This is a genomic window from Metabacillus herbersteinensis (assembly GCF_042433335.1).
GTDB classification, from domain to species: domain Bacteria; phylum Bacillota; class Bacilli; order Bacillales; family Bacillaceae; genus Metabacillus; species Metabacillus herbersteinensis.
Map to the genome: position 1 here is coordinate 41,395 of NZ_JBHLVO010000013.1, position 25,192 is coordinate 66,586.

Consider the following 25,192-nt stretch of genomic DNA (forward strand, 5'->3'; position numbering starts at 1 on the left):
CTTCTATCCGGCTAATCTAGCTATCTCAGAAACAATAAGATTTGCTGCCACCACTTCTTTATAATCAGCAGATGAAAAATCATCTGTACTAGGAATGAATTCTTCTTTTATCGTCTGAACCAATTTTTTTAACAGATCATTTGATAGGGGTGATCCTTTGATTAATTGTTCACATCTAACTAACCTTTGAGGCGGAGTCAAACTTCCACTAACTGCCAATCGGATGTGCTCAACCTCGTTCTTTTCATTAAATTGACAACAACCAGAAACAGACACAACACTCGGAGAAAGCGCCTCTCGATGTCCAACCTTTTTATAAAAATTGATTTCTTTAGCTGAAGCTATCTTGTCAGGTATGTAAACACAGATGAGAATAGAATTTGATAAGGATTCCCTTTCGTTTACATAATCCCATAATGATTTAAGATGAATTTCCTTTCCATCAAACAAGGAAAGAATGGCATCCATAGCTAAAAATAAAGGAATTGCATCTCCAAATCCATATGCAATATTTCCACCAATCGTTGCTTTGTTGCGAATAGCTGGTGCTGCAATCATTCTAACAGCCTCTCCTAAAAGTGGGATTTCTTTTAAAAGTGTAGGATCGTGTCGACAAAAATCTAAAGTCATCAAAGCCCCTATTCGTGTATAGGTTTCCCCGTTGACAAGTTCCTTCCCCCATCCCTGCATTTCCTTTATACGTTCTAAGCTTATTAAATTAGAAGGAGGATCTGTCCCTTTTGCCCATTGAGTTTGTAACAAAGTGCCCCCAGCGATATAAATCCCCTCTAGACCAAATTGTTGTTTTATTTGCCAAGCATCTCCTAACTTATCTGGCACCCAAACAATTGGAGAGTTTTGTATGCTCCCCCCCGGACTAATCATGACTCGTGACAGCTCCTTTCAACCCTTCATAATCTTTCATTGTATCTATATCTAAAAAGTCCCGAACATTCGAGTATTCAATTAATAATCCATCTTCTAATTTTTGTCTTTGAAAAAGCTGTCGTGCTCCTTCATCCCCTTTTAATTTCAACAATTCTGGAAAAGATTTTGGTGAAAAAATAATCGGTGGTCTTGGTATGCCCTGAAAACCGGCAGCGATAAATGGAAAATCCTTTTTTTCATAATTGAGCTCTACATATTTTAAAACCAATTCATTGATAATCTCTATTGAAAGAAATGGTTGATCACCAAGGAGTATCATAATTCCCTTTGGTTTCATTCTCATCGCTGCACGCAATCCGCATTGTAATGAATGTGCTTGCCCTTTATTTGCGTCACTGCATGTAATATGTGACCACTTATTTTTGATAGGAATTCGAGATAAATTAGAATCAATCCAGTCGAGAGAGTCTTCTGTCCTAGTCACCACGATAATGTAATGAACAGAAGACTTTAGCGCTTCCTCTAAAGCAGAATTGCCAATCGTGTGTGTGCCAAGAGGAAGTGAAAGTTTATCTACTCCCATCCGCATGCTCCTACCAGCCGCAAGATAGATAGCGATGATCCCGTTCCCTTTCATAGTGAAATCACCTCTTCGCTCCTTTTTTCCCTCTGCCTTTGAATTAATTCAGCAACAATGCTAACTGCAATTTCTTCTGGTCCATCCGCCATGATAGGCAGGCCTACGGGGCTATTTATCTCTGGAGGAATCTCTTTTCCACCGAGGAGTCGCTCAGTTCGGGTCTTTGAACCAAGAACTCCTAAATACATTAATTCACGGTTTCTCAAATGATGAAGCAGTTCTTTATCTCTTTGAAAATGGTGAGTTAGAATTAGTACTGAATCAGATTTGGTAAAATTAATTTTTTTAACAGTTTCCTCAGGAAAGCCAACAATGTGTTGGTCAGCATTTGGAAAATATTCCTCATTACACAAGCTTGAACGCCAATCCGAGACAATAACGTAAAATCCAGTAATAGATGCAAGTTTTACTAATGGAACTGCGTCCATACCTGCTCCAAAAACCATTAGACGCGGTTTAGGTTCAAAGGAATGAATATATAAATTAGCTGATAATTCCGAGCAATAGATTATCCCGCTTTTTGGATAAGTTTTATGCACTTCGCTAATTAGCTCTTTCATAAAAACTGGGACACCACCGTGCCATTTCCCAAAGAGATCATGATTATCGGCTATATATAAATAGTCAGAAACAGAATAATCATCTGCTAGTTTTTTAATAATCGTAACCCGATTGCCACGATCAAGATGAAACTTCAATTTACAAAGATGTTCGCGAAGAAAAGCATCTACAGGTTCAAGAAGCACACTGATGACCCCGTTACACCCTGCCCCTTGCCCCCACGATAAATCATCTTCTGCCTTCAAGTCATAAACGATTGTACGGGTTTTCCTTTGCTCAATGATTTCAGGGACTCTACAATAAAGGTCGGTTTCAAGACAACCAGCGCTTAACATGCCAACTTTTGTGCCATCTCTCCTAAACAGTAAAGATGTGCCCTCTTTTCGGTAAGCTGAACCCTCAACACGAATAATCGTTGCAATAACATCTTCTTCAGATGGAGAAGTATGAATCTCTTTAAGTATTTCGTGAATACCGTCCATTTAAGGCCACCTTTTCTTCTGAATTTGAATGGACTATCAAAAAACTAGAGACTATTTTCTGTTTTTATGGATAAATAATTCATAGGACAGGGTTGGAAATTTTCGGATATTCCTTAAATATACAATTTTCAATTATAATATCTGATAGATAAATTAGTATCTACATTTGTGTGATATAACCTAACAGGAAAATTGAGGCATCTTAAATACTTAGAGAAGGTGTCAGAATTGTATTTGTCTCCACCCGAATTACATGAATTGAGTGAAGATAAATATGAATCAGAGGTTTATTTTAAAAATATCCGTTAGATAATCTAACAATAATAAAGCCGTGATTCGCATGGGTATAGAATAATATATGCAACATACTCAGGATAAAATTCCATTCTTGAATATAGGCTCACATCATAAAATGTGATAGTTTCTGTCATATTTGTGGGTTAGGGTAATTAATTTATATAAATACACTAAATGATTCCTAAAAGGAGAGCTAATATGTCGAATATTGACTTTATGAAAAATGCAATTAATGTGGCTTCGGAAAATGTTTTGTCCAACCACGGTGGACCTTTCGGGGCAATTGTCGTTAAGGACGGGAAAATAATTGGGATCGGCCGAAATGAAGTTACAGCAACAAACGATCCAACGGCACACGCTGAGATGCAGGCCATTAGAGCCGCTTGCCACTATATAAATAGCTTTCAGCTTTTAGATTGTGATATCTATACTAGCTGTGAGCCTTGTCCAATGTGTATCGGGGCAATCTATTGGGCGAGACCAAGAGCTGTTTATTATGCATGTACGAAGGACGAGGCAGCGAAAATAGGTTTTGACGATCAGTTTATTTATGAACAGCTTTCACTTCCAATTGAACAACGTAAACTTAAGATGCAACAAATAATTCCAGATCAAAGTGATTTACCTTTTAGAACATGGGAAAATTCAAGAGGTAAAGTAAACTACTAATCTTAGAAAAAGAGATTGTGTGCACGAGGTGGAAACATTTAATAAGAAGAATTACAGTAGCATCTGAAAAGAGAGCCTACAGATACTCTAGTGTTAAATTTATATTACATTCCTTCTTTAGAAGAGGATGAAAATGTCTTTATAATATAAAACAGGCTATTTTTCATACAAATGAAAAATAGCCTGTTTGTTGAATAATAATTGTCTGAAATTAGATACGCAAATTGACCATAGGGTATAAAACTAACATCTTCTTTTAACAGTAATAATCATTACGTTCTAATAAGTAAATGAGAAGGCCAACGATTATCTATTAATTCGCCTGGTCCAACATTCTTATCCCTAATACCATCCACTATTCCTTGGAAAAGAAGCGTTGTCCCTGGCCGAAACAACAATCTATATTTTTTTATTTTCGACTGCATAATAAACAGTGATTATAAATAATGACATGTATAATTAGCTAGGACACTTATACACGATTATTTATCATGGTTACCATGATATACGGGAGCAATTCTATCAATTCTGTTTGTCCATATCCCTCCAGAATAATTTGTAGGTAGTTGTTTAAGATCCTCTACTTTATCAAAACCCTCTGACCAAGATCCATCACCAGCTACGACAATAACTCGAGTGTCTACTGCTTCCATACGGTTTAAGAATTTATTTGGCCACCCCCATAACCAAGGCGCAACTTTTTCTGGAATGTGCACTTGTGTTTTCCTACAAGTTGATGGAGTGTATCCTGACCACCCTACAGTGATATAAGGAATTAGACAGCTTTTCATCGTAGACATTGACATTACCCTGGTGTCTGGAAGACTTTCCTTTATAGTATCAATGGGCTCATTTCCTCCATAAACCGCGATTTTACTTCGTTGATTTTCAGCAAGTTTAGAAAGATATTGAGAAAGCAGTACCCCTTCTTCGGGATCATTGCTTTTAATATGAATTAAAAACGATTGTTCTGGAAAACGTGAAAGAACTTCTTCCAATGACGGCATTAAGCCAATTCCTTTACCACGGAATGGGTAGGTTTTCCCATTATCTGCTGTATAACTATACCCAATATCAACCTGCTTTAATTGTTCCATTGTATATTCTTTGGGCTCTCCAGTAACATTTGTACGACAATCTAGCGTCCAGTCATGAAACACAGCAAACTGGCCATCTTTTGTTGGTCTAATATCGAATTCTACCATGTCTGCTCCAGCCTCAAAAGCTGCTTCTATCGAAGGAATGGTGTTTTCTAAATAAGGATGTTCAGGCTCAAATATACGCTCGGCTGTACAGGTATCCCCTGTTATACCTTCCATACTAAATGTTTGTCCAAGTCCACGATGTGCAAGTAAAAAAGGATTTACACTTCGCTCTTTTGTAAAGAAAGAACTATTATTTAAATAAATAAAGAAAGACAATAAGAGCATAACGAATGCGGTCCTCTTTAATAATTTCTTGAATTTCACTTTTCCATCCTCCATTTTAGTTATAAAAGTAAGTATTTAAGTTAATCTCCTTTTTATGATAATCCATCTAATAGAAAAGTCGTTAACTGACCCCTATGTTTTAATACTTCATTTAAAAATAATAGGCGCTATTCCTTTGAAAGGAAAGCGCCTGATCATAGCTTAACAATAAATAAAAGCGTGAATTTTGACTTTATCCAAATTTTTTTAAAAATTAAGTTATGATTGAACTGATATATGTTCAAACGTTTTAACGTTAAATAGGCCCTTATCTGTAAGCTTTAACTCCGGAATGACGGGCAAGCTTAAAAATGAAAGAGTAAGCAATGGATTAAATTTATTTGAAGCTCCAATTTGTGTTAAGGCATAATCAAGTTTTTGAATCGATTCATTCACTTGTTTAAACGGTTTATCTGTCATAAGCCCTCCAATAGGCAGGGAAAGTGAAGCGATCGTCTCTTTGTTTTTCACGATTGTGATCCCACCTTGCAGTTGTTTTAATTCCTCTACTGCATGTAACATATCCTCGTCATTCGTCCCCACTACGACAATATTATGCGAATTATGTGCAATAGTCGTGGCGATTGCCCCAGAATCTAGACTAAATCCCTTTACGATTCCAAGACCGATATTCCCAATCAAATGATGTCGTTCGATTACGGCTAATTTTAATTGATCGTTTTCAATTGAAGGAACAAATACTTGCTGGAGAACATTAACTGGTTCAATAAGGTGGTTTGTGATCAGGCTGTTTGGAATAATTTCAATCACATTGGCCAGATGATTTTGCAACGGTATTTGTAAATCCTTATAAGTGAGGGTTGGAATATGAACAGAGCCTGTTAATTCATCTGCATTAGTTTTATGTGTAGAAAACAAATTTACACATACTCCTTGCTCTGCTACTAATTTACCTTCTTTGTATACTTGATAGATACCAATTGTTTCAAGGTCATCTAACAATAGGAAATCTGCTTTGTAACCCGGGGCAATTGCTCCTTTTCCTTTTAAACCATAACATTCTGCAGCGTTCAGCGAAGCCATTTGAATGGCTTGTAACGGATCCAATCCTTCTTGGATGGCAAGACGTATATTATGATCAACGGAGCCTTCTGTAAGTAAATCATCTAAATGTTTGTCGTCAGTACAAAACAAACAACGGCGGGCATTTCGTTCATTTACTATTGAAATCAATGATTTTAAATCTTTAGCTACAGAGCCTTCACGAATTAATACATACATTCCTCTTCTCAACCGATCTAAAGCATCCTTTACAGTCGTGCATTCATGATCGGTTAAAATTCCTGCGGTTCGGTATATATTAAGACCTATTTCATCTAAACCTGCTGCATGACCATCTATAACAGCTCCAATGGAGGTTGCATCGTTTAGTTTATCGAGCATTTGAGGCGAACAATCTTTAACAGAAGGAAAGTCCATAACTTCAGCTAAACCTATGACTCTAGGATGTTGATAAAATGGGTTTAAGTCTTCGGCATGTAGAATAGCTCCAGCGTTCTCGAAAGATGTGGCCGGTACGCTTGAAGGAAGCATCACCATAACATCTAGGGCGATACCTTGTGAATCATCAAGCATGAATTGAATTCCTCTCGCACCCGCGACATTGGCAATTTCATGAGGATCTGTGATGACGGTTGTCACACCATGAGGGATAACAAGTTTTGAAAATTCTCTTGGGGTCACCATGGACGATTCAATATGAACATGACTGTCGATGAATGACGGGGAGATATATCGTCCTTGTGCATCAATGGTTACGTCTCCGATATAATCACCAATTCCAACAATCATTCCGTCGGAAATGGCAACATCACCATCGAAAACTTCGAGGTTAAAAACATCAATGATTTTTCCATTTTTAATTACGATATCAGCTGCTTTTTTCTTGCTGGCAGCATCGATTTGTTTGGAGAAGTTTATTTTGGACATGTTTCTTCCTCCCTTTTTCTTATATAAAGAAGAAGTTAGACTAAAAAGAGAAGAACATAAGTAGAGAATAAAAGAATTTTCTGTTCAACTTTCGTAGTCCAACTATTTGCGGTAGTTTGGTTGAGACTCTTGGACCCTATTACCAAAAATATACCTATTCATTTTGATTTATTGTAAAGGTCAGACCTTTTTTCGTCAACGATTTTAAATAAAAAACTAGGTTATAAGTTATTGTTGGTCTTGATTTATTAAATGAATGAAAAAGATAACTCACAAAGGATTTGCATCTCTACCTCTACAGAAATTAATTACCATTTCAAGAGGTTAACTTAGAAAATAATAAAGGACGATTATGGTTGACATAATCGTCCTTTCCTGAAGATTTAATTACTTAATTGCCGTGCTAACTTTCAACTTCTTGCCTTTAATTGTTGTTTTTTCCATGGCCTGTAAGACTAACGAGCCTTTTCCATTAAGAATATCAACATATGATAAATGATCCTGAATGGTTATAATTCCAATATCATCTGCTGACACTCCAGGAATGTTCGAAATTGTTCCAACAAAATCTACAGCACGAATCTTCTTCTTTTTTCCGCCGCTGAAATGAAGTTTCATGATATCTTTGTTTATTCGTGCAGTTTTATTATTTTTAACGACTCGGCGGCCACCGATTTTTTCTTCAAAAGACGCTATTCCTGCAGCAACTTCCTGGGGTCTAGGAGCTTCCTTAGTAGGTATTTCAAAGCCAATGTATCTTTCAATTGCTTTTATGAATTTCCCTTCATAAGGTGTCGCAAGCGTAATCGCTTTTCCTTTGTTCCCGGCACGTCCTGTTCTTCCTGTTCGGTGAACATAGCCCTCTTTTTCCATTGGAACATCATAATTAATGACAAGTGTCACATTATCAATATCAATTCCTCTCGCAGCTACATCAGTTGCTACAAGATAACGGAAATTCCCCATTTTGAAGCCTTCCATAACTGCAAACCGATCTTCTTGTTCTAATCCTCCATGGAGCTTTTCACAAGAATAATTGGATTCTTCCAATTCGGTAAACACAGTATCGACGTGTTCCTTAGTTCTGCAAAAAATGATGCAGCTTCCTGGGTTTTCAACGACCGTTACGTCTTTAAGCAGAGATATCTTTTCATTTTCTTTTGCTTCAATTAAAATATGTTCAATTGTATCCGTCGTGATTCCGGTAGTAGCAATCGCGATATTAAGAGGCTTTTCCATATATTTATGACAGAGATTTTCAACATCTTTAGGCAAGGTAGCTGAGAATACCATTGTTACTCTGTTTTCAGGGAGTTCTTCTAGAATCTTTTCTACCTCGTCGATAAACCCTCTTTTGAGCATTTCATCAGCTTCATCTATTATAAGGTACTTAACTTGGTCTAGAGCAAGGGTTCCTCTATCGATATGGTCCATGACACGCCCTGGTGTACCAACAACTACATGAGTTTTTTGTTTCAATTCTTCTTTTTGTTTCGCAAAAGGTTCTTTTCCATAAACGGCCATAGCTTTAATCCGTTTAAACCTTCCAATATTCGTTATATCTTCGCGAACTTGAACAGCAAGCTCACGAGTTGGTGTAAGAATTAATGCTTGTGGCTTTTTTCCTCCCACACAAGCATTTCGCAAATAGGTATTCCAAAGGACGCTGTCTTGCCACTACCTGTTTGAGATTTTACGACAAGATCCTGATTTTCCATCGCTCTTGGTATTACTTCACTTTGAACCTCTGTGGGGATTTCGTATTTTAACACAGCAAGTGCTCTTCTTATTTCCTCGCTTAAATCATAATCCTCAAAATTTCGTTTATTCATGTATTAACCTCGTTTTTTTTGTATTATCAAATTTAAATATAGAATTTTCTAGGGAGAAATTTCATATGCAAAAATCGGAATATGTTTATTATACTTTAAAAACGAGAGAAACCGACTGTTTGTTGAATTATTAAGAGTAAAGAAGAAAATCTAAGTAGAAGATGTTGTTAATGATCATCTTAAAGTATGCTCTAACTAAGGCTCCTATCTTAGAACTCTGGTAACTCATTTAAGTTGTTTTCGCTAATTCCGTCAGGTTCGCTGCGCAACATGTCACGTCCATATTTATGAAAGACATCTACATGCGCTAGTTTTCCTGATTTCGCTTGGGTTAGTGCTTCTAAATAGTCTAATTCTTGTCCTGATTCTGTTTTAAAGGCAATTAAATCGCCATCTTCATTTTTTCGGACAGCAACTATTTTTTCTTGATTTGAATCAATGTTGTTTAGGCTTTTTTCATTCACTTCGTCTACATTTGTTTGATTTTTATATTGATCATACGCTTGTTGGAAACGATCCATATTTATCACCTCATTATTTGTATCTCCTCAAGTAGCATTTTTTATGCTCCCGGATTCATTTTAATCATCATGTCGAAATTTTTTCATAATAATGACAATGAACCCGTTCGTTAAAGACGAAGCGTTGCTACATCAATATTTCTACAACAAATTCAAAACGGAAGAGAAAATTAAAGAGACAGGAACGCGTCCCTGTCTCTTTTGCTTTGATCAATTATGAAAATTCGTTCCGTCTGTCGTAGCTTCTACAGTACCAATACGGACAACAAAGTCACCGAACTTTTCTGCTGTTTGACGTTCTTTTGCATAGCGTGAAAAAAGCACAGTCAGTTCTCTTAAAATTTCTTCTTCACCAATGTTTTCACGGTACATTTTACTTAAACGGCTTCCGTCAAAGGCTGCACCGAGATACATATTGTATTTCCCAGGGGCTTTACCGATAAAGCCAATTTCACCAAGCGCATGGCGTGCACAGCCATTCGGACAGCCAGTCATACGAATCGTAATTTCTTCGTTACGAAGTCCGTTTTCATCAATAATGCGATCGATTTTATCAATTAAAACCGGTAAGTAGCGTTCAGCTTCTGCCATTGCTAAGCCACATGTTGGAAGAGATACGCACGCCATTGAGCTACGACGAAGGGCAGAATAATGATTTCCATCAGTTAATTTGTATTGTTCTATTAATTCGCTGATTTGTTTCTTTTTCTGACTTGTTACATTCGCAATAATCAAGTTCTGGTTTGCTGTCAAACGGAAATCACCAGTATGGTTCTTTGCAATCTCGCGTAAGCCAGTCATTAGCTTGTAATCTTCAAGATCTGTAATACGTCCGCCTTCAACGAACAGCGTGAAATTCCATTTTCCTTTGACGCCCTTTTCCCATCCGTAGCGGTCACCGTTATGGTCGAAATGAAATGGCTTCTCTTCATCTAAGTTCCAGCCAAGTCGGGTTTCAAGTTCATTCTTGATCGTTTCAAGTCCAAGTCGGTCAACTGTGTATTTGAAGCGAGCATTTTTACGTTCAGAACGATTTCCGTAGTCGCGCTGTATCGTAATAATTTTTTCTGCAACATCATAAATTTGTTCTGGCTTACAGAAACCGATGACTTTTGCAAGCTGCGGATAGGTTTCTTTGTCACCATGAGACATACCCATTCCGCCTCCAATTGCCACGTTAAATCCTATCAGCTTTTCATCTTCGATAATGGCAATTAATCCAAGATCCTGCGAATACACATCTATATCATTTGATGGTGGTACAGCGATACCAATTTTAAACTTACGTGGCAAATAAAGCGGTCCGTACATTGGTTCTACTGCTTCCGTTTCCGGAGTACCCGCTACTTTTTCTTCGTCGAGCCAAATCTCATGATAGGCCCTTGTACGAGGCAATAAATCATTACTCAATTTTTTAGCCCACTCATATACTTCTAAATGAATGTCAGATTGGTATGGATTCGGATTACACATCACGTTACGATTCACATCTCCGCAGGCCGCAATCGTATCCATTAGGGATGCATGGATTCCTTGAATCGTTTTTTTCATATGCCATTTTAAAATACCATGCATTTGAAACGTCTGACGTGTAGTCAATTTCAAAGTGCCGTTTCCATACTTTTGAGAAAGATCATCCATTGCAAGCCATTGTTCAGGTGTTGCCACACCACCCGCTAGTCGAACGCGCAACATGAACTGATAGGCAGGTTCAAGTTTTTGCTTTTGGCGCTCATTGCGAAGATCACGGTCATCTTGTAAGTAGCTACCGTGGTGTTTCATCAGGCGGTTGTCATCATCAGAAATTCCTGCGCTGATCGGCTCTAGCATTGATTCTTTCAGTGTACCGCGCAAATAGTCGCTTTCTTTTTTAATGCGCTCAACATCGCTCGGCTTGCCTTCCGGCGCTTTTAAAATTTGGTTCACCATGTTGAAAAGCTCCTTTCATTCCAATATCAATATACATCACGTTGATAACGTTTTTGTTGTTGCATGTCAGCAAGATAGGCTTCCGCTTTTTCACGGCTCATCCCGCCCTCTTTTTCAATAATATCGAGAAGTGTATTATGAACGTCATGTGCCATGTTTTTCTCATCTCCGCAAATGTAAACGGAAGCACCGACTTTAAGCCACTCGAACAATTCTTTGCTATGTTGGAGCATACGGTGCTGGACATATACTTTTTCCTCTGTGTCACGAGAAAACGCAACATCCATTTTCGTCAGAACACCGTCTTTGATCCACTTCTGCCATTCCGTTTGATAAAGGAAATCCGTTACGAAATGCTGGTCACCAAAAAACATCCATGATTTTCCTTCCGCACCGGTTTCTTCACGCTCTTGCATAAATGAGCGGAATGGAGCTACTCCTGTACCCGGTCCTATCATGATAATTGGCGTATCTGGCTTAGTTGGTAGCTTAAAGTTTTCGTTATGCTGAATATAAACCGGTAACGTGTCTCCTGGGTGAAGGCGTTCCGCACATAAAATCGAACATACGCCATTTCGCTCGCGACCGTGTGAATCGTACCGAACAGCGCCGATTGTTAAATGTACTTCATCTGGATTCGCGGATAAGCTGCTTGCAATCGAATAAAGACGTGCTGGCATTTTTCGCAGAATCGAGATAAACTCCTCTACTGACACTCCCAAAAGATTAAAGTCGCGAACCAAGTCAAGCAAATCTCGACCTTCTAGATACGTTTTTAATTTTTCTTCATTACCTGGTGATAAGAGTTCTCGTAACTCCACATTCGCAAAAAGCTGTGCCGCCTGCTCAAGAAGCGGTTTTGTTAAAACGGTGATTTCAAAGTGAAACATGAGTGCTTCCTTAAGTGAACGTACATCTCCCTGTTTATTGACCTTGACAATTTCTTCTGGATCCCATTTCATTTCCTCAAGTAGCATGTCTACTAAAGCTGAATCGTTTTCCGGATAAACACCAAGGCTGTCTCCAGGTTCAAAAGTGAGGCCAGAACCTTCAAGCGATAATTCGAGATGTCGCGTTTCTTTATTTGAGCCACGGCCATTCAAATTTAAATTTTCAAGCACTTCTGCTTTAAAAGGATTGGTTCTAGAATAGACTGATTCACTTACTTGCGTTGCTACTGTTGAATTAGGTGCAGCACTTTCACCCTGCACTTCACTAAAGCTACTAATGACTCCTTCAAGCCACTCGTCAGCAGGCTCATCATAATCAAGATCACAGTCAACTCGAGCAGAAAGTCGTGTGCCACCGAGTTCTTCTAGACGTTGATCAAACTCTTTACCTGTTTGACAGAAAAACTCATACGAGCTGTCTCCAAGCGATAGAACAGAAAAGCGAAGATCGTCTAATTTTGGTCCCCGTCTGCCATGAAGAAACTCATGGAACGACAATGCGTTATCCGGTGGGTCGCCTTCACCGTGTGTGCTCACAATAATAAGTAGGTTCTGAACTTTCTTTAAATTGTTCGGCTTAAAATCGCTCATAGACGAAACGGTTGTTTGAAAGCCTCGACCCTCAAGCTTTTTGGCTGCATTCTTCGCAAGTCCCTGTGCATTACCTGTCTGTGAACCGAAAAGAATGGTCAATTCTTTTGAGACTGTCTGACCTTGAGCAGGTAGCTCCGGCGGCAGCGCTTCCGATGTTCCTGCAAATGCTGATTGGGACGCGACCAAATAACCACTCAACCAGAGTTTTTGCGACTCTGTCAAGGTTGGCAGAAGGCGGTTAAGAAGCTCTGCCTGCTCCTGATTAAAAGGACTATTCATTACCTGTAATTGCACAATATCCACCTCACAAAGGAATAAAAACATAACATAACGTCATTTTAGTACTATTTAATAAAGACTTCGGTTAAAATCGATAGTAATCCAACCTCTTTTATTAAAGGGAGTGGGCATTTCTAGTACTTTTCGATTGTCTAATCATGCATAAACAAACCCTCTAAAAAAAGTTTCTAATTTAACTTTACCGGAAGATTCGACATTAGTAAAATAAATATAAATAATAACATCTATTAATAATACTAATAGTGGGGTGGGCTTCTTTTGTACTACGACATACTAAAAACATTTGTTACCTTAGTAGAAGTGAAAAATTTCACAAAGACAGCCGAAATACTTCTCATGTCACAACCAAGTGTAAGTTTACATATAAAAAATCTAGAAAGAGAATTTAACACTAAATTATTTCTGCGTTCTCCAAAAACCTTAAAAATCACCCCAACAGGCGAGATTTTATACGACCGTGCAAAGAAAATGATTACGATTTACGAACAGACTAAACAAGATATTCTAGAACATCATAACTCCATAAAAGGAGAATTAAAGATAGGCGCAAGTTTTACTATTGGCGAGTATATATTGCCTTCTTTACTTTTAGATCTCCAAAAGGAATATCCAGAACTTAAACTTCAAGTTGTAATTGGAAATACGGAAGAAATTGTTCAATCAGTCCGGTTGTATCAAGTTGATATAGGATTAATCGAAGGTCAAACAAATGAAAAGGAACTATCGGTTCACGCTTTTATGGAAGATGAATTATTTATTGTTTCTTCATTCAATCATAAACTCGCTTCTATAGAAGAAGTTACAGTTGCTGACTTACAGAATCAAGCATGGGTAACCAGAGAAGTTGGATCAGGGACGCGAGAATACCTTGATCATGTCATTCGTTCAAATGGATTGAAGGTTAACTCGCTACTTACTATAAGCAGTAATCAAGGAATTAAAGAGACGCTTATAAATGGGGAGGGACTGTCTCTTCTATCTCGAAGTGTTATTGAAAGAGACGTACAGCATAGGAATCTATCGATCATACAATTGAAAAACCAGCCTTTTTACAGGATGCTCTCGTTTATTTATTCTCCCATTATGCAAGATAAAAAGAATGTTAAGACCTTTATAAATGCATTAAACAAAAAGTGGCCAGTCCAACCCAAAGTAAACTAATTTAAGATAATAATAGAAAGTGAAAAATCCCCTGTTTCAATCAACAGGGGAGCATAGCGTATACTTCGTACTATTTAAATGAACATTTGAGAGTATTTTCTTCGATCTATAAAAACCATAAAGCAAATAATCCCTCATTAATTCCAAGATTGTACACATAATAAAGCCCAAATACTGCACTGATTCCACCTGTCAGTTGTGTTAAAGTTTTATGTATTGAATGGCGACTTTTTGTTGCGCTAAATGGAATCCCCAACAAACTTGTAAATAAGAGCATTCCGATACATGTTCCTAGACCAAAAATGATAATATAAACAGCTCCTTGCCAAAGAGTATCTATTGTATTCAATGTAAGTAGCACCATTGCAGAGCTTCCTGCCAATCCATGTATAAAACCTATGAACGCTGATTTTATATAGGTTTGTTTTGCAGAACGATGTTCATGAATTGTTATTGTTCTTGATAGGATTGCTTTAATTCCCAAATAAACAAGCATAAATCCAACAAGCATCTCAAGGGTTAATGCCCACTTCTCAGTAAGATTAACTTTAAATCCTATTAGCAGAATACCAGCTATAAATAAAGTAGCTGTATGTCCAATACCCCAGAATACACCGGTTAGGGAAGTATTCCACAGTTTTTTCGTTTTACTTGCCATTGTTGAAACTGCAATTATATGATCAGGCTCAATTGAATGTTTGATACCTAAAGCAAAACCAATAGCTAGTATCGTTAATAAATTTACGTCCATTATTTTCCCCCCAATCTCTTCTATTTGTTCTATTCCACCAATCGAAAAAAAATAGGTTAGCTACAATTACTATTCATTTTTTCTACTATTGAATTTTGCAGAGCTTTTAACCTTTTCTCCACTCTATTTTTTCATCATTATATAAATGTTTTCTAATAAACTCTTCACACTTGGAAAATATCGATTCAATAACAGGTGTACTATGAGCAAGTAGGCGGACAACCATTCCATTAACAGGAAGACAGCTGATTCCAACACGAATATGTTTTGAATAACTTCCTAGTTGTTCTCTTAACTCTTCAATATGGCTCTGATTCATATGTTTGTGAATAAAAAACATTGAGCCAATATGTGAATAGCCTTCTAAATACATTATTTTTTCAAATTGTCCACACGGTTGTAGTAGCTGGTGATCAAAAACCGCTAACTCTCCATCCATAAAGATTTTCAGTTTCGATGCAACCTTAGTATATTGAAATGACTTCCCATCCTCCGACCAACCTGGTGTGATAATATCAGTATAATAAAAAACTGCAGACGAACTCATGTATACATTTATATATTGAGTGAAAATTGCATCTTTATAAGGGATTAATGAATCCTGTTTAACGTACAATTCACTATTGTTCTTTAAGTAAAAATCCATCGTTTGACTAACACCAAAACGAGGTGATTTATATACTTTTGTGGATGCTTGTGTAGTAAGGGCTAATCGTGATGATTCATTAACTAAAACCTTAGTTTTGTATGAATCTCCATCAACATAGCCACCGCCAACATGAATGAGAGTAAGTAATGGTAAACCTCCAGGCGAATATGTAGGTCTAGTTATCTTGAATACCCCATCAAAGTAACTATTCGTAATAACAGACCGATCATGTTTTTTTCCTACCTCTAGCTCAAGGTAGCCTGTATATGTCATGCTTCGAGTCCTACCAAGAAAGCTTCCTTTTTAATCCAATCAATTACATTAGAAACACCTGTACCATCCTTAAGATTTGTGAAGATAAATGGTCGATCACCACGTGATGCCAGGGTATCTTTTCTCATCACTTCAAGGTCTGCACCTACATATGGTGCTAAATCAATCTTATTAATGATAAATAAGTCTGATTTGATCATTCCCTGACCACCCTTTCTTGGGATTTTTTCTCCTTGTGCTACATCAATAATATAGATTGAAAAGTCAACAAGTTCGGGACTAAACGTTGCTGCAAGATTATCACCACCACTTTCAACAAAGATTAAATCAAGATTCGGATGTCGATCATTCAATTCTTCAATTGCTGCAAAATTCATTGACGCGTCCTCACGAATCGCTGTGTGTGGACATCCTCCAGTTTCAACTCCGATAATCCGATCCTCGGGCAATGCTCCGTTTTTGATTAAAAATTGAGCATCTTCCTTCGTATATATATCGTTCGTTATGACAGCAAGCTCATAGTCAATATTTAGTTCACGTGTTAATTTATCGACTAAAAGTGTTTTCCCAGCCCCAACAGGACCACCAACTCCAATGCGTATAGGCTCTCCCATTTAACTCACCCTTTCTATTTTTATACACTCGTAGATTACTAAGCTTTTTAAGACATGAACAAGCGTACTGATAGCTGTTCATGAATCATTTGGGCGATTTCTAATCCTGGTGCTCCTGCTCCAAAATCATCCTCAGATAGATTCAGGATCTTTTCAACTGTTAAATCGAGAAATGGCTGGATCTCATGTAGTAGTTTTTGCCCATCTGTTTGACCTAAAGGTATACCCCTTACCCCGTTTTGAATGAGCGAAGAGGTAGTAGAAAATAGGTAGCTTGATAGAGTTGTTGTTACATCAATTTTCAGCCCTAAGCATACGATCGCAAAAACAAGTGAACTATGTCCATGGCTTTGTTTTGCTTTTATTCTTGCTTCATAATTTTTTAGATGTTCATTACGATATAATTCATTCATTATTTTTACTAGCTGACGTCCAATCCGTTTGTTACCTTCTCGTGTTTCTCTTGCATTAGAAAGGGCATATAATTCTCGATCGATTTGCCATACTTTTTCTAATTGACCTTCTTGAATAGTTTCATAGGTGAATCTGCATGCTAAGCCGTCTGTATACACAAATTGTGAATGTATAAATTGTTTAAGGGCAAATAAAAAGGTTTCTTTATCTATCACTTTTTCTTCTTGTATATACGTTTCAAGACCAAATGAATGTGAAAACGCACCAGAAGGAAAATTCGAATCACAAATTTGCAGCAAATGAAACAGCTGGTTAGTCATGAGAATGTCCGATATGTTTGAATGCTTCCTTCATTGTTCTTTTTTCACGAACAAATGGAACATCAAGTTCCTGTAGTAACTTTTCAACTAAGTAATCATACTGGACGATCATTTCGTCATTTTCAAATTGAGCTGGTAAATGGCGGTTGCCTAATTGATGAGCAATCTCTCCCATTTGAATGAGACTAGTCGGTTGAATCACGATAACATCATCTTCTATCACAGAAATGACGATTGAATTTTTCTCATCTTGAAAGAGGATATCTCCATCCTTTAAATCCTTTGCTTCCTTAAGGCGAATGCCGAGCTCATTCCCGTGGTCGGTTTTAACTCGTTGAATTTTCTTAACTAAATCATCACTTCTTAAATAAACGCGTTCAATATGAGTAGGTAGTTTTTCTGTTCGTTTTATATTTCCAATAATTTCTTCAATGATCATTTCCTTCACCTCAAAATAAAAAGTATCGTTGTGCTAATGAAACCTTGTCATCTGGTTCACATGTGATCAATTCACCGTCCACCCTCACTTCGTATGTCTGTGGATCGACATCAATTTCAGGTGTTTCACCGTTAAGAGCCATATCCTTCTTCGTTAATTTACGAGTATCTTTCACAACACAAATCTTTTTCTGTAGACCAAGCTTTTCATGCACACCTTGCTCAAATGCAGCTTTTGATACAAATGTTAGTGATGTTGAATATTTTGCTTTACCAAGACTTGCAAACATCGGACGATAAATGACTGGCTGTGGCGTTGGGATGGATGCATTTGGGTCGCCCATTACGCTCCATGCAATCATGCCTCCTTTAACAATCAATTCAGGTTTTGCACCGAAAAAACCTGGGTTCCAAAGAACAAAATCAGCGACTTTTCCAACCTCAATTGATCCAACATATTCTGAAATACCATGTGTAATTGCCGGGTTAATCGTGTATTTAGCGATATATCGTTTTACTCTTGCATTATCATTTTCTTCTCCTGCAACAAGCTCTCCACGCTGACGCTTCATTTTGTCAGCCGTTTGCCAAGTACGTGTAATAACTTCGCCAACCCTTCCCATTGCTTGTGAGTCAGAGCTGATTATACTGAACACACCGAGATCATGAAGGATATCTTCTGCAGCAATGGTTTCTTTACGTATCCTTGAATCTGCAAATGCTAAATCTTCTGGAACAGAAGGGTCTAAATGATGACATACCATCAACATATCTAAATGTTCCGCAATGGTATTAACTGTATATGGTCTTGTTGGGTTTGTTGACGATGGAAGGATATTAGAATATGAAGCAGCTTTTATGATATCAGGTGCGTGACCTCCACCAGCTCCTTCGGTATGATACGTATGAATCACACGTCCATCAATTGCTCGAAGTGTATCCTCTAAAAATCCGCCCTCATTCAATGTATCTGTATGAATCGCGACTTGTACATCATACTTGTCTGCAACAGTTAAAGCTTTATCAATAGTAGAAGCAGTCGTACCCCAGTCTTCATGTAGCTTTAAGCCAATTGCTCCTGCTTCAATTTGCTCAATAAGTGCCTCTTCACTTGACGCATTGCCTTTTCCTAAAAATCCGATATTCATCGGGAATTCCTCTGCGGCTTTTAGCATGTTATGGATATTCCAAGCTCCAGGTGTACAAGTTGTAGCATTTGTCCCTGTTGCAGGACCTGTTCCACCACCAATCATCGTTGTCATGCCAGACTCTATTGCCGTCTGAATTTGCTGAGGGCAAATAAAATGAATATGGGCATCGATACCACCTGCTGTTATAATCATTCCTTCTCCGGCAAGTACTTCAGTAGATGCCCCAATAACAATATCAACAGAATCCATTAATAGCGGGTTTCCAGCCTTACCTATAGCTGCTATAAGACCATCCTTCACACCAATATCCGCTTTATATATGCCTGTGTAATCAACAATTAATGCATTTGTTACAACTAGATCTACCGACTCACTTCTCGTTGCTAAAGGATGCTGTCCCATCCCATCACGTATAACTTTACCTCCACCAAACTTTACTTCATCACCATATGTTGTATAATCCTTTTCAACTTCAATAAATAGTTCCGTGTCTCCTAGTCTTACCTGATCACCAACAGTTGGGCCGAACATATCTGAATATTGCTGTCGTGACATTTGAAAACCCATTGTTACACTCCTTTTTCTAGTGCAGCATTTGTTAAATTGTTGAGTCCATATACTTTCCGTTCACCTGAAAATGATATGAGTTCAACTTCTTTCCGGTCACCTGGTTCAAAACGTACGGCCGTCCCCGCTGGAATATTCAACCTCCTACCAAATGCTATTGTCCGATCAAATTCTAATGATCTATTAATCTCATAAAAATGAAAGTGTGAGCCAATTTGCACTGGTCTATCACCATTATTAATTACATCCACGATTATCGGCTGTTTTCCTTGATTACAAATTATTGGATCTTTTTTCAACTTGTATTCTCCTGGTATCATGCTTCACCCTCTTCTCATTGCATAGACTTATAAATTTTGATTATTGGATAGGCTCATGCACCGTCACTAGCTTCGTTCCATCAGGGAAGGTTGCTTCCACTTGAATATCATGGATCATTTCCGATATTCCCTCCATGACATCTTCGCGTGATAAAATCTGTCTGCCATATTGCATTAACTTTGATACAGACTTTCCATCTCTTGCTCCTTCCATGACCTCATATGTAATTATGGCGATCGCTTCGGGATAATTTAACTTTAATCCACGTTGCTGTCTTCTTCTTGCTAAATCGGCAGCTACGACAATCATCAGCTTATCTTGCTCACGTGATGTCAGCTTCATTTTCAACCTCTCCTTATACTGCTAAATGCTTTTGAAGTTCATCTTCATTTATTTCATCGCACTGACCATTCATGACCATTCGTCCTTTATCAAGAATGTAATACAAGTCAGCGCAAGCCAAAACTGCATCTAAGTTGTGTTCAACTAATAAAATTGACATTTCTTTTTCTCTTGAAATTTTCACCAACACATCCTGAATTAACTGAATGATTGAAGGCTGAATACCCTCCATTGGCTCATCAAGTAAGAGGAGCTTAGGATTTGAAATGATGGCTCGTGCAATTGCAAGTTGTTGCTGTTGTCCACCACTTAAGTCTCCACCCTTGCGATTGATCATTTCCTCCAGTACAGGAAACCACTCAAAAATTTCTTGTGGAATGACAGATGAACGTTTTGATTTAGGAATAGCTTCCATACCTAAGAGAAGGTTTTCTTTTATAGTCAGATCGGAAAATATCTCTCTTCCTTGTGGTACATAGGCCATGCCTGCTCTTGCTCGATGTTCTGGACGCTCATTTCTCCATTCCTTTTCTTCAAATTGGATTTTTCCATGGACAACAGGTAGAAGACCCATTAAAACCTTTATGAGCGTTGTTTTTCCAACTCCATTACGACCAAGAAGACCTACTATTTTCCCTTTTGGAATTTTCAACTGAACGTTTCGTAAAATCATTGTTTCATCATATCCAGCTTGGAGATCATAAACAGATAGCATCTTACCCACTCCTTCCTAAATAAACGTTCTTCACTTCTTCATTCTCCTTAATCTCTTCCATTGTCCCTTCACAAAGTACACGACCCTCATGCATGACAACAACCCTTGTTGAAAACTTTCGAACAAAATCCATGTCATGCTCCACTATTAATACGGAACATGTCTTAGCAATCTCTTTGATTAACTCTCCTGTTTTCGTACGTTCCTCTCCCGACATGCCTGCAATGGGCTCATCTAAAAGTAAAAGTTTAGGTTCTTGAATAAGCTGCATCCCAATTTCAAGCCATTGCTTTTGTCCATGTGCTAATGATCCAGCTAAGTCATTACGAACATCATATAAATTAATTTTCTTTAACAATAATTCAATCTTCTCTTGCTGAGCTTTCGACATTTTGGCAATTAAAATCGAAAATAGACCCTTTTTTTGCTTCATTGCAATCTCAAGAATTTCAAATGGTGTTAACTGTAAAAAAATACTTGGAGCTTGAAATTTTCTTGCTACACCTTCATGAACTATTTTCTGCTCTGGAAGTTTTGTAAGTGAGATTCTTTCATTAAAGAGAACCTCACCGTTTGTTGATTTTGTTTTTCCGCATATAACATCTAGCAACGTTGTTTTCCCAGCTCCATTTGGCCCAATCAAAAATAATATTTCTCCATTTTGAACCTGTAAATCAACTCCTTGAAGTGCTTTAAAACCAGAAAAATCAACCATAACATTATGACACGAGAGAATCAGCTGCATGCTTTTCCGCCTCCTTTTTATCTTTTTTCGAGAAGCGTTTCTGCACATTCTGAACTAAACCAGCTAATCCATTCGGTAAATATAAGACAACTAGTAAGAATAATCCCCCTAAGAAAATTGTCCAAAATTCAGGGTATGCTTCACTTAAAAAGCTTTTTGCACTATTTGTTAAGATAGCTCCAATTGCCGCCCCTAAGATAGAATGTCTACCCCCAATCGCCACCCATAACACCATTTCAATTGATGGAATAATCCCCATCATTTCAGGAGAAATAATTCCAACTTGTAAAACAAATAGTGCACCTGCTACGCCAGAAAAAGCTGCTGAAAGGGCATAAATAAAAACCTTAAAACTTACCGGATTATAGCCTAAAAAGCGGAGGCGGTTTTCCCCATCTCTTATCGCAATTAGTAATCGTCCAAAACGGGTTTTTGTAAGTAACAAGGATAAACTCATTACAGCTGCTAATAATATAGCAGTTAAAAAGTAAAGCAGTCTTTTAATCTCCGGATCAGCTAGTGGTAATTGAAATACTGTAAAAAAGTTCGTTAGTCCACTGGTTCCTCCTGTAATTTGCTGACTCCCGATAAAAAGTGTAACTGTTACTACAACAACAGCTTGGGAAATAAGGGAAAAAAACACCCCTTTAATTCGATTTTTAAAAGTAAAATATCCGATAATTGAAGCAATTAAAAATGGTAGTATCACCGCAGCACTAATCGCAAAAAAAGGATTCTTAAATAAGGTCCATATAAACGGCAGTTCTGTTATTCCATTCCACTCCATAAAATCCGGAACTCCACTTGGTGAAGCCTCAATTTTTAAATACATTCCCATGCAATAGGCCCCTAAGCCAAAGAAAACACCATGACCTAAACTTAAAATACCTGTATAACCCCAGATAAGACTAATTCCAACGGCGATAATAGCAAAGCATAAAAACTTAGCAAGTAAACCTACTCTAAAGTCCGAAAGCATGAAAGGAGCTATAAAGATTAATAGAAAAAACAATCCGTAATACGCTCCTTGACTATATTTCTTCATCAATTACCGCACCTCCATTAATCTAAAGCTCTTACCTTCACACCTGCGAGTCCAGTCGGCTTCCATTGTAAGAAGATAATAATGAAAGCAAAAACGATTACCTTTGCGATTGTTGCACTTGTTGATAACTCAACAAAGGTACTTAATATCCCTAGCATTAATGCTGCAATAATCGTTCCTTTTAACTTCCCTACACCACCTAAAATGACAATCATAAATGCATCAACAATATAAGCAGTTCCTAAAGTAGGTCCAATTGAACCAATTAATGTTAAGGCGCAACCTGCAAAACCTGCAAAACCACTACCTAAAGCAAATGCTGTACTATCAACCCTTCTGGTCGATACACCTAAACATGAAGCCATATCACGATTTAGCGTAACAGCCTTCATTCTTCTTCCCGAAGGCGTTTTATAGAGATAAAGGACTAAAGTGAAAATACTCATTAAAACTAAAGCAATAATAAAGAGTCTTTTGTAAGGGAATGTTATAACATTTAAAGTAAGTGCTCCATTTAACCACTCAGGTGCAACCACAGCAACATTTGGAGCGCCGAAGATTGACCTTGCAACCTGCTGGAGGATCAAACTAACACCCCATGTTGCTAGTAAACTATCGAGTGGACGCTCGTATAAAAATCTGACTACTGTCTTCTCCATTAATAAACCAATCAATGCAGCTACGATAAAAGATAGTGGAATTGCTATGATAAAATAATAACTAAAGACCGATTGTGGAAGATATTGAATGAATGCTTGTTGAAGAACATATGTAGTATAGGCTCCAATCATAATAAATTCACCGTGAGCCATGTTAATAATATTCATTAATCCGAATGTAATCGCTAGTCCTAAAGCAATTAATAAAAGTATCGATCCGAGACTAATGCCATTAAAAAGTTGTGTAACGATAATTGACAAGGACATTACCTCCTTTACGATTAGAACTGACCTTTTTTTCTAAGCTTGTAGCATACACCTTTCGTTCTATCTAACTAGAAATCTCTTTAAGGAACGAAAGGAGTAGCTAAGCTTAACCCCTACACTAAATTACCGATGTTTATTGACCTAATCCAGATGCCCAGTCATACGTTTTTAAATATGGATCAGGTTTTATGAGCTCACCAGAGTTCCAAACTTCCTTAAATTGACCATTAGCTTGCACTTCACCAATTCGAACAGTTTTGTATATATGCTGAGTTTCACCATCTATCTTTACGACTCCACCAGGAGCCTTGAACTCAATTCCATCTGACGCTTCTTTCACCTTTTCAACATCAAATGAGCCTGCCTTTTTAACTGCTTCAGCCCATAAGTAAACGGCAATATATGCTGCTTCAATTGGATCGCCAGTTACACGGTCATCACCGTATTTTGCTTTATAGTTTTCAACGAATTCTATATTCTCAGGAGTGTCAGTCGTTTGAAAATAGTTCCATGCTGCGTAATGTCCCTCTAATACAGTTGTTCCAATACCCCTAATTTCTTCTTCTGCAACACTCACTGATAAAACGGGAATATCATCAGCTGAAATGCCAGCATCCTGAAGCTGCTTGAAAAACGCGACATTACTGTCCCCATTTAGCGTATTAAAAATGACGTCGGGTTTTGCCGTTTTAATTTTATTAATGATTGTGTTGTAGTCTGTATGTCCAAGTGGTGTATATTCTTCTGCAACTGCCGTTCCTCCTTTTGTTTCTAACTGAGCATTTACAATCTTGTTCGCAGTTCGTGGAAACACGTAATCAGATCCAACTAAGAATATGTCTTTTCCAACGTTTTCTAACATCCAATCAACCGCAGGCACAATTTGTTGGTTTGTAGTTGCTCCGGTATAAAAGATGTTAGGAGATTCCTCCATACCTTCATATTGTACTGGGTACCACAGTAATCCATTGTTTTGCTCTACCACTGGTAACATCGCTTTTCGGCTAGCTGATGTCCAACCTCCGAAAATAGTTGCAACCTTATCCTGTTGAAGAAGTTTTTTTGCTTTCTCTGCAAATGTAGGCCAATCTGATGCACCATCTTCGATAATCGGTTCAATTTGTTTTCCGAGTACACCGCCGGCAGCATTTATCTCTTCAATTGCCATTAGCTCAGCGTCACGTAAGGAAACCTCACTAATGGCCATCGTGCCACTTAAGGAATGTAAGATCCCAACTTGAACCGTATCACCATCAGAACTACTTGAACTAGTATCGGATCCAGTTTCTTTAGCAGGTGCATTCGTCTGTGCCGAACAAGCACCCAGGAGTACCACTACAACCAGTAAAGCTAAAAATCCTCTTTTCAATTTCATTAATCAACACCCCTTTTATTTATTCTGTCGCATTAGCGATTCCTATGAAAACCTAGATGTTATTATATATAACTTATAATGTAAGGAAAACTAACACCGTCTACAATTCATATTATACAGAATCTTCCTCGATAATCAATTACTTTTTTGAATATTTAGTCAACAAACATATGCAAACGCTAACAATACTGTTATATCTTAAACTATTGTTCGTTTTTTTATTTTTTATTAAAAAATTATTAAATTGTCTTATTTTCAACAAGTTTAAACGTTAGAAAACCTCCCATGAATTATTCCGTTCAG

The 25,192-nt window shown here is 37.6% G+C and carries 23 protein-coding genes, 1 pseudogene and 1 riboswitch; of the genes and pseudogenes, 2 read left to right on the plus strand and 22 right to left on the minus strand.

What is annotated here, in order from left to right; translation table 11 throughout:
- Positions 1–3: 3 nt before the first annotated feature.
- From ACFFIX_RS15335 to ACFFIX_RS15345, 3 genes are read right to left on the minus strand one after another with little or no spacing between them, the layout of a single operon-like run.
- Positions 4–885 (minus strand): FAD binding domain-containing protein, encoded by an 882-nt coding sequence (locus tag ACFFIX_RS15335; protein WP_378935471.1) that lies wholly within the window; start codon positions 883–885, stop codon positions 4–6.
- A complete protein-coding gene (locus ACFFIX_RS15340) occupies positions 878–1,525 on the minus strand; it encodes an NTP transferase domain-containing protein (RefSeq protein WP_378935473.1) in 648 nt (215 codons plus the stop codon). Before ACFFIX_RS15340 ends, ACFFIX_RS15335 begins: the two co-directional genes overlap by 8 nt.
- Complete coding sequence (locus tag ACFFIX_RS15345; RefSeq protein WP_378935475.1) at positions 1,522–2,571, minus strand: XdhC family protein; 1,050 nt, start codon at positions 2,569–2,571, stop codon at positions 1,522–1,524. The genes ACFFIX_RS15340 and ACFFIX_RS15345 overlap by 4 nt, the downstream gene beginning before the upstream one ends.
- Positions 2,572–3,066: 495 nt before the next feature.
- On the opposite strand from ACFFIX_RS15345, the gene ACFFIX_RS15350 reads away from it, so the two are divergent.
- Positions 3,067–3,537, plus strand: coding sequence for a nucleoside deaminase (locus ACFFIX_RS15350; protein ID WP_378935477.1), 471 nt, complete (start codon positions 3,067–3,069; stop codon positions 3,535–3,537).
- A 482-nt stretch (positions 3,538–4,019) separates the two neighbouring features.
- On the opposite strand, the gene ACFFIX_RS15355 is transcribed toward ACFFIX_RS15350, so the two are convergent.
- The 6 genes and pseudogenes from ACFFIX_RS15355 to ACFFIX_RS15380 all read right to left on the minus strand — a co-directional run bounded on the left by ACFFIX_RS15355 (position 4,020) and on the right by ACFFIX_RS15380 (position 13,076).
- Positions 4,020–5,021: a glycerophosphodiester phosphodiesterase family protein gene (locus tag ACFFIX_RS15355; RefSeq protein WP_378935479.1), complete on the minus strand. Its 1,002-nt coding sequence runs from the start codon at positions 5,019–5,021 to the stop codon at positions 4,020–4,022.
- A gap of 204 nt (positions 5,022–5,225) precedes the next feature.
- Positions 5,226–6,956, minus strand: a complete 1,731-nt coding sequence (gene ade / locus ACFFIX_RS15360) for an adenine deaminase (RefSeq protein WP_378935481.1) — start codon at positions 6,954–6,956, stop codon at positions 5,226–5,228.
- A gap of 74 nt (positions 6,957–7,030) precedes the next feature.
- Positions 7,031–7,132: riboswitch (purine riboswitch) on the minus strand.
- A gap of 211 nt (positions 7,133–7,343) precedes the next feature.
- Positions 7,344–8,788 (minus strand): annotated as a pseudogene (locus ACFFIX_RS15365) (DEAD/DEAH box helicase).
- A 209-nt stretch (positions 8,789–8,997) separates the two neighbouring features.
- Entirely contained in the window at positions 8,998–9,309 is a 312-nt protein-coding gene (locus ACFFIX_RS15370; RefSeq protein WP_378935483.1) for a DUF3892 domain-containing protein, read from the minus strand.
- A 210-nt stretch (positions 9,310–9,519) separates the two neighbouring features.
- Positions 9,520–11,238, minus strand: coding sequence for an assimilatory sulfite reductase (NADPH) hemoprotein subunit (gene cysI / locus ACFFIX_RS15375; protein WP_378935485.1), 1,719 nt, complete (start codon positions 11,236–11,238; stop codon positions 9,520–9,522).
- Between the two features lie 26 nt (positions 11,239–11,264).
- The gene (locus tag ACFFIX_RS15380) at positions 11,265–13,076 is read right to left on the minus strand and encodes an assimilatory sulfite reductase (NADPH) flavoprotein subunit (protein WP_378935487.1); all 1,812 of its coding nucleotides are present in this window, start codon (positions 13,074–13,076) and stop codon (positions 11,265–11,267) included.
- A 264-nt stretch (positions 13,077–13,340) separates the two neighbouring features.
- On the opposite strand from ACFFIX_RS15380, the gene ACFFIX_RS15385 reads away from it, so the two are divergent.
- Positions 13,341–14,243, plus strand: a complete 903-nt coding sequence (locus ACFFIX_RS15385) for a LysR family transcriptional regulator (RefSeq protein WP_378935489.1) — start codon at positions 13,341–13,343, stop codon at positions 14,241–14,243.
- A gap of 106 nt (positions 14,244–14,349) precedes the next feature.
- Here ACFFIX_RS15385 and ACFFIX_RS15390 read toward each other — a convergent pair whose 3' ends face one another.
- From ACFFIX_RS15390 to urtA, 13 genes are all read right to left on the minus strand, one after another.
- The gene (locus ACFFIX_RS15390; RefSeq protein WP_378935491.1) at positions 14,350–14,994 is read right to left on the minus strand and encodes an urease accessory protein UreH; all 645 of its coding nucleotides are present in this window, start codon (positions 14,992–14,994) and stop codon (positions 14,350–14,352) included.
- 106 nt (positions 14,995–15,100) lie between these two features.
- Complete coding sequence (locus ACFFIX_RS15395) at positions 15,101–15,916, minus strand: urease accessory protein UreD (protein ID WP_378935493.1); 816 nt, start codon at positions 15,914–15,916, stop codon at positions 15,101–15,103.
- The gene (gene ureG, locus ACFFIX_RS15400; RefSeq protein WP_378935495.1) at positions 15,913–16,530 is read right to left on the minus strand and encodes an urease accessory protein UreG; all 618 of its coding nucleotides are present in this window, start codon (positions 16,528–16,530) and stop codon (positions 15,913–15,915) included. The genes ACFFIX_RS15395 and ureG overlap by 4 nt, the downstream gene beginning before the upstream one ends.
- A 47-nt stretch (positions 16,531–16,577) precedes the next feature.
- Complete coding sequence (locus ACFFIX_RS15405) at positions 16,578–17,264, minus strand: urease accessory protein UreF (protein ID WP_378935497.1); 687 nt, start codon at positions 17,262–17,264, stop codon at positions 16,578–16,580.
- The gene (gene ureE / locus ACFFIX_RS15410) at positions 17,257–17,703 is read right to left on the minus strand and encodes an urease accessory protein UreE (RefSeq protein WP_378935499.1); all 447 of its coding nucleotides are present in this window, start codon (positions 17,701–17,703) and stop codon (positions 17,257–17,259) included. The genes ACFFIX_RS15405 and ureE overlap by 8 nt, the downstream gene beginning before the upstream one ends.
- A 10-nt stretch (positions 17,704–17,713) precedes the next feature.
- Complete coding sequence (gene ureC, locus ACFFIX_RS15415) at positions 17,714–19,420, minus strand: urease subunit alpha (RefSeq protein WP_378935501.1); 1,707 nt, start codon at positions 19,418–19,420, stop codon at positions 17,714–17,716.
- 2 nt (positions 19,421–19,422) lie between these two features.
- Positions 19,423–19,740 carry an urease subunit beta gene (locus ACFFIX_RS15420; RefSeq protein WP_378935503.1) on the minus strand — a complete coding sequence of 106 codons (318 nt, stop codon included), beginning with the start codon at positions 19,738–19,740 and terminating at the stop codon, positions 19,423–19,425.
- Between the two features lie 40 nt (positions 19,741–19,780).
- A complete protein-coding gene (locus ACFFIX_RS15425) occupies positions 19,781–20,083 on the minus strand; it encodes an urease subunit gamma (RefSeq protein ID WP_378935505.1) in 303 nt (100 codons plus the stop codon).
- Positions 20,084–20,096: 13 nt separating this feature from the next.
- The gene (gene urtE / locus ACFFIX_RS15430; RefSeq protein WP_378935507.1) at positions 20,097–20,798 is read right to left on the minus strand and encodes an urea ABC transporter ATP-binding subunit UrtE; all 702 of its coding nucleotides are present in this window, start codon (positions 20,796–20,798) and stop codon (positions 20,097–20,099) included.
- Position 20,799: 1 nt separating this feature from the next.
- On the minus strand, positions 20,800–21,543 hold the full coding sequence (urtD, locus tag ACFFIX_RS15435; RefSeq protein ID WP_378935508.1) for an urea ABC transporter ATP-binding protein UrtD: 744 nt from the start codon (positions 21,541–21,543) through the stop codon (positions 20,800–20,802).
- Positions 21,518–22,588, minus strand: a complete 1,071-nt coding sequence (urtC, locus tag ACFFIX_RS15440) for an urea ABC transporter permease subunit UrtC (RefSeq protein ID WP_378935601.1) — start codon at positions 22,586–22,588, stop codon at positions 21,518–21,520. Before urtC ends, urtD begins: the two co-directional genes overlap by 26 nt.
- Positions 22,589–22,605: 17 nt before the next feature.
- Positions 22,606–23,508 carry an urea ABC transporter permease subunit UrtB gene (gene urtB / locus ACFFIX_RS15445; RefSeq protein WP_378935510.1) on the minus strand — a complete coding sequence of 301 codons (903 nt, stop codon included), beginning with the start codon at positions 23,506–23,508 and terminating at the stop codon, positions 22,606–22,608.
- Between the two features lie 139 nt (positions 23,509–23,647).
- Positions 23,648–24,889, minus strand: coding sequence for an urea ABC transporter substrate-binding protein (gene urtA, locus ACFFIX_RS15450; protein ID WP_378935512.1), 1,242 nt, complete (start codon positions 24,887–24,889; stop codon positions 23,648–23,650).
- Between the last annotated feature and the right edge of the window lie 303 nt (positions 24,890–25,192).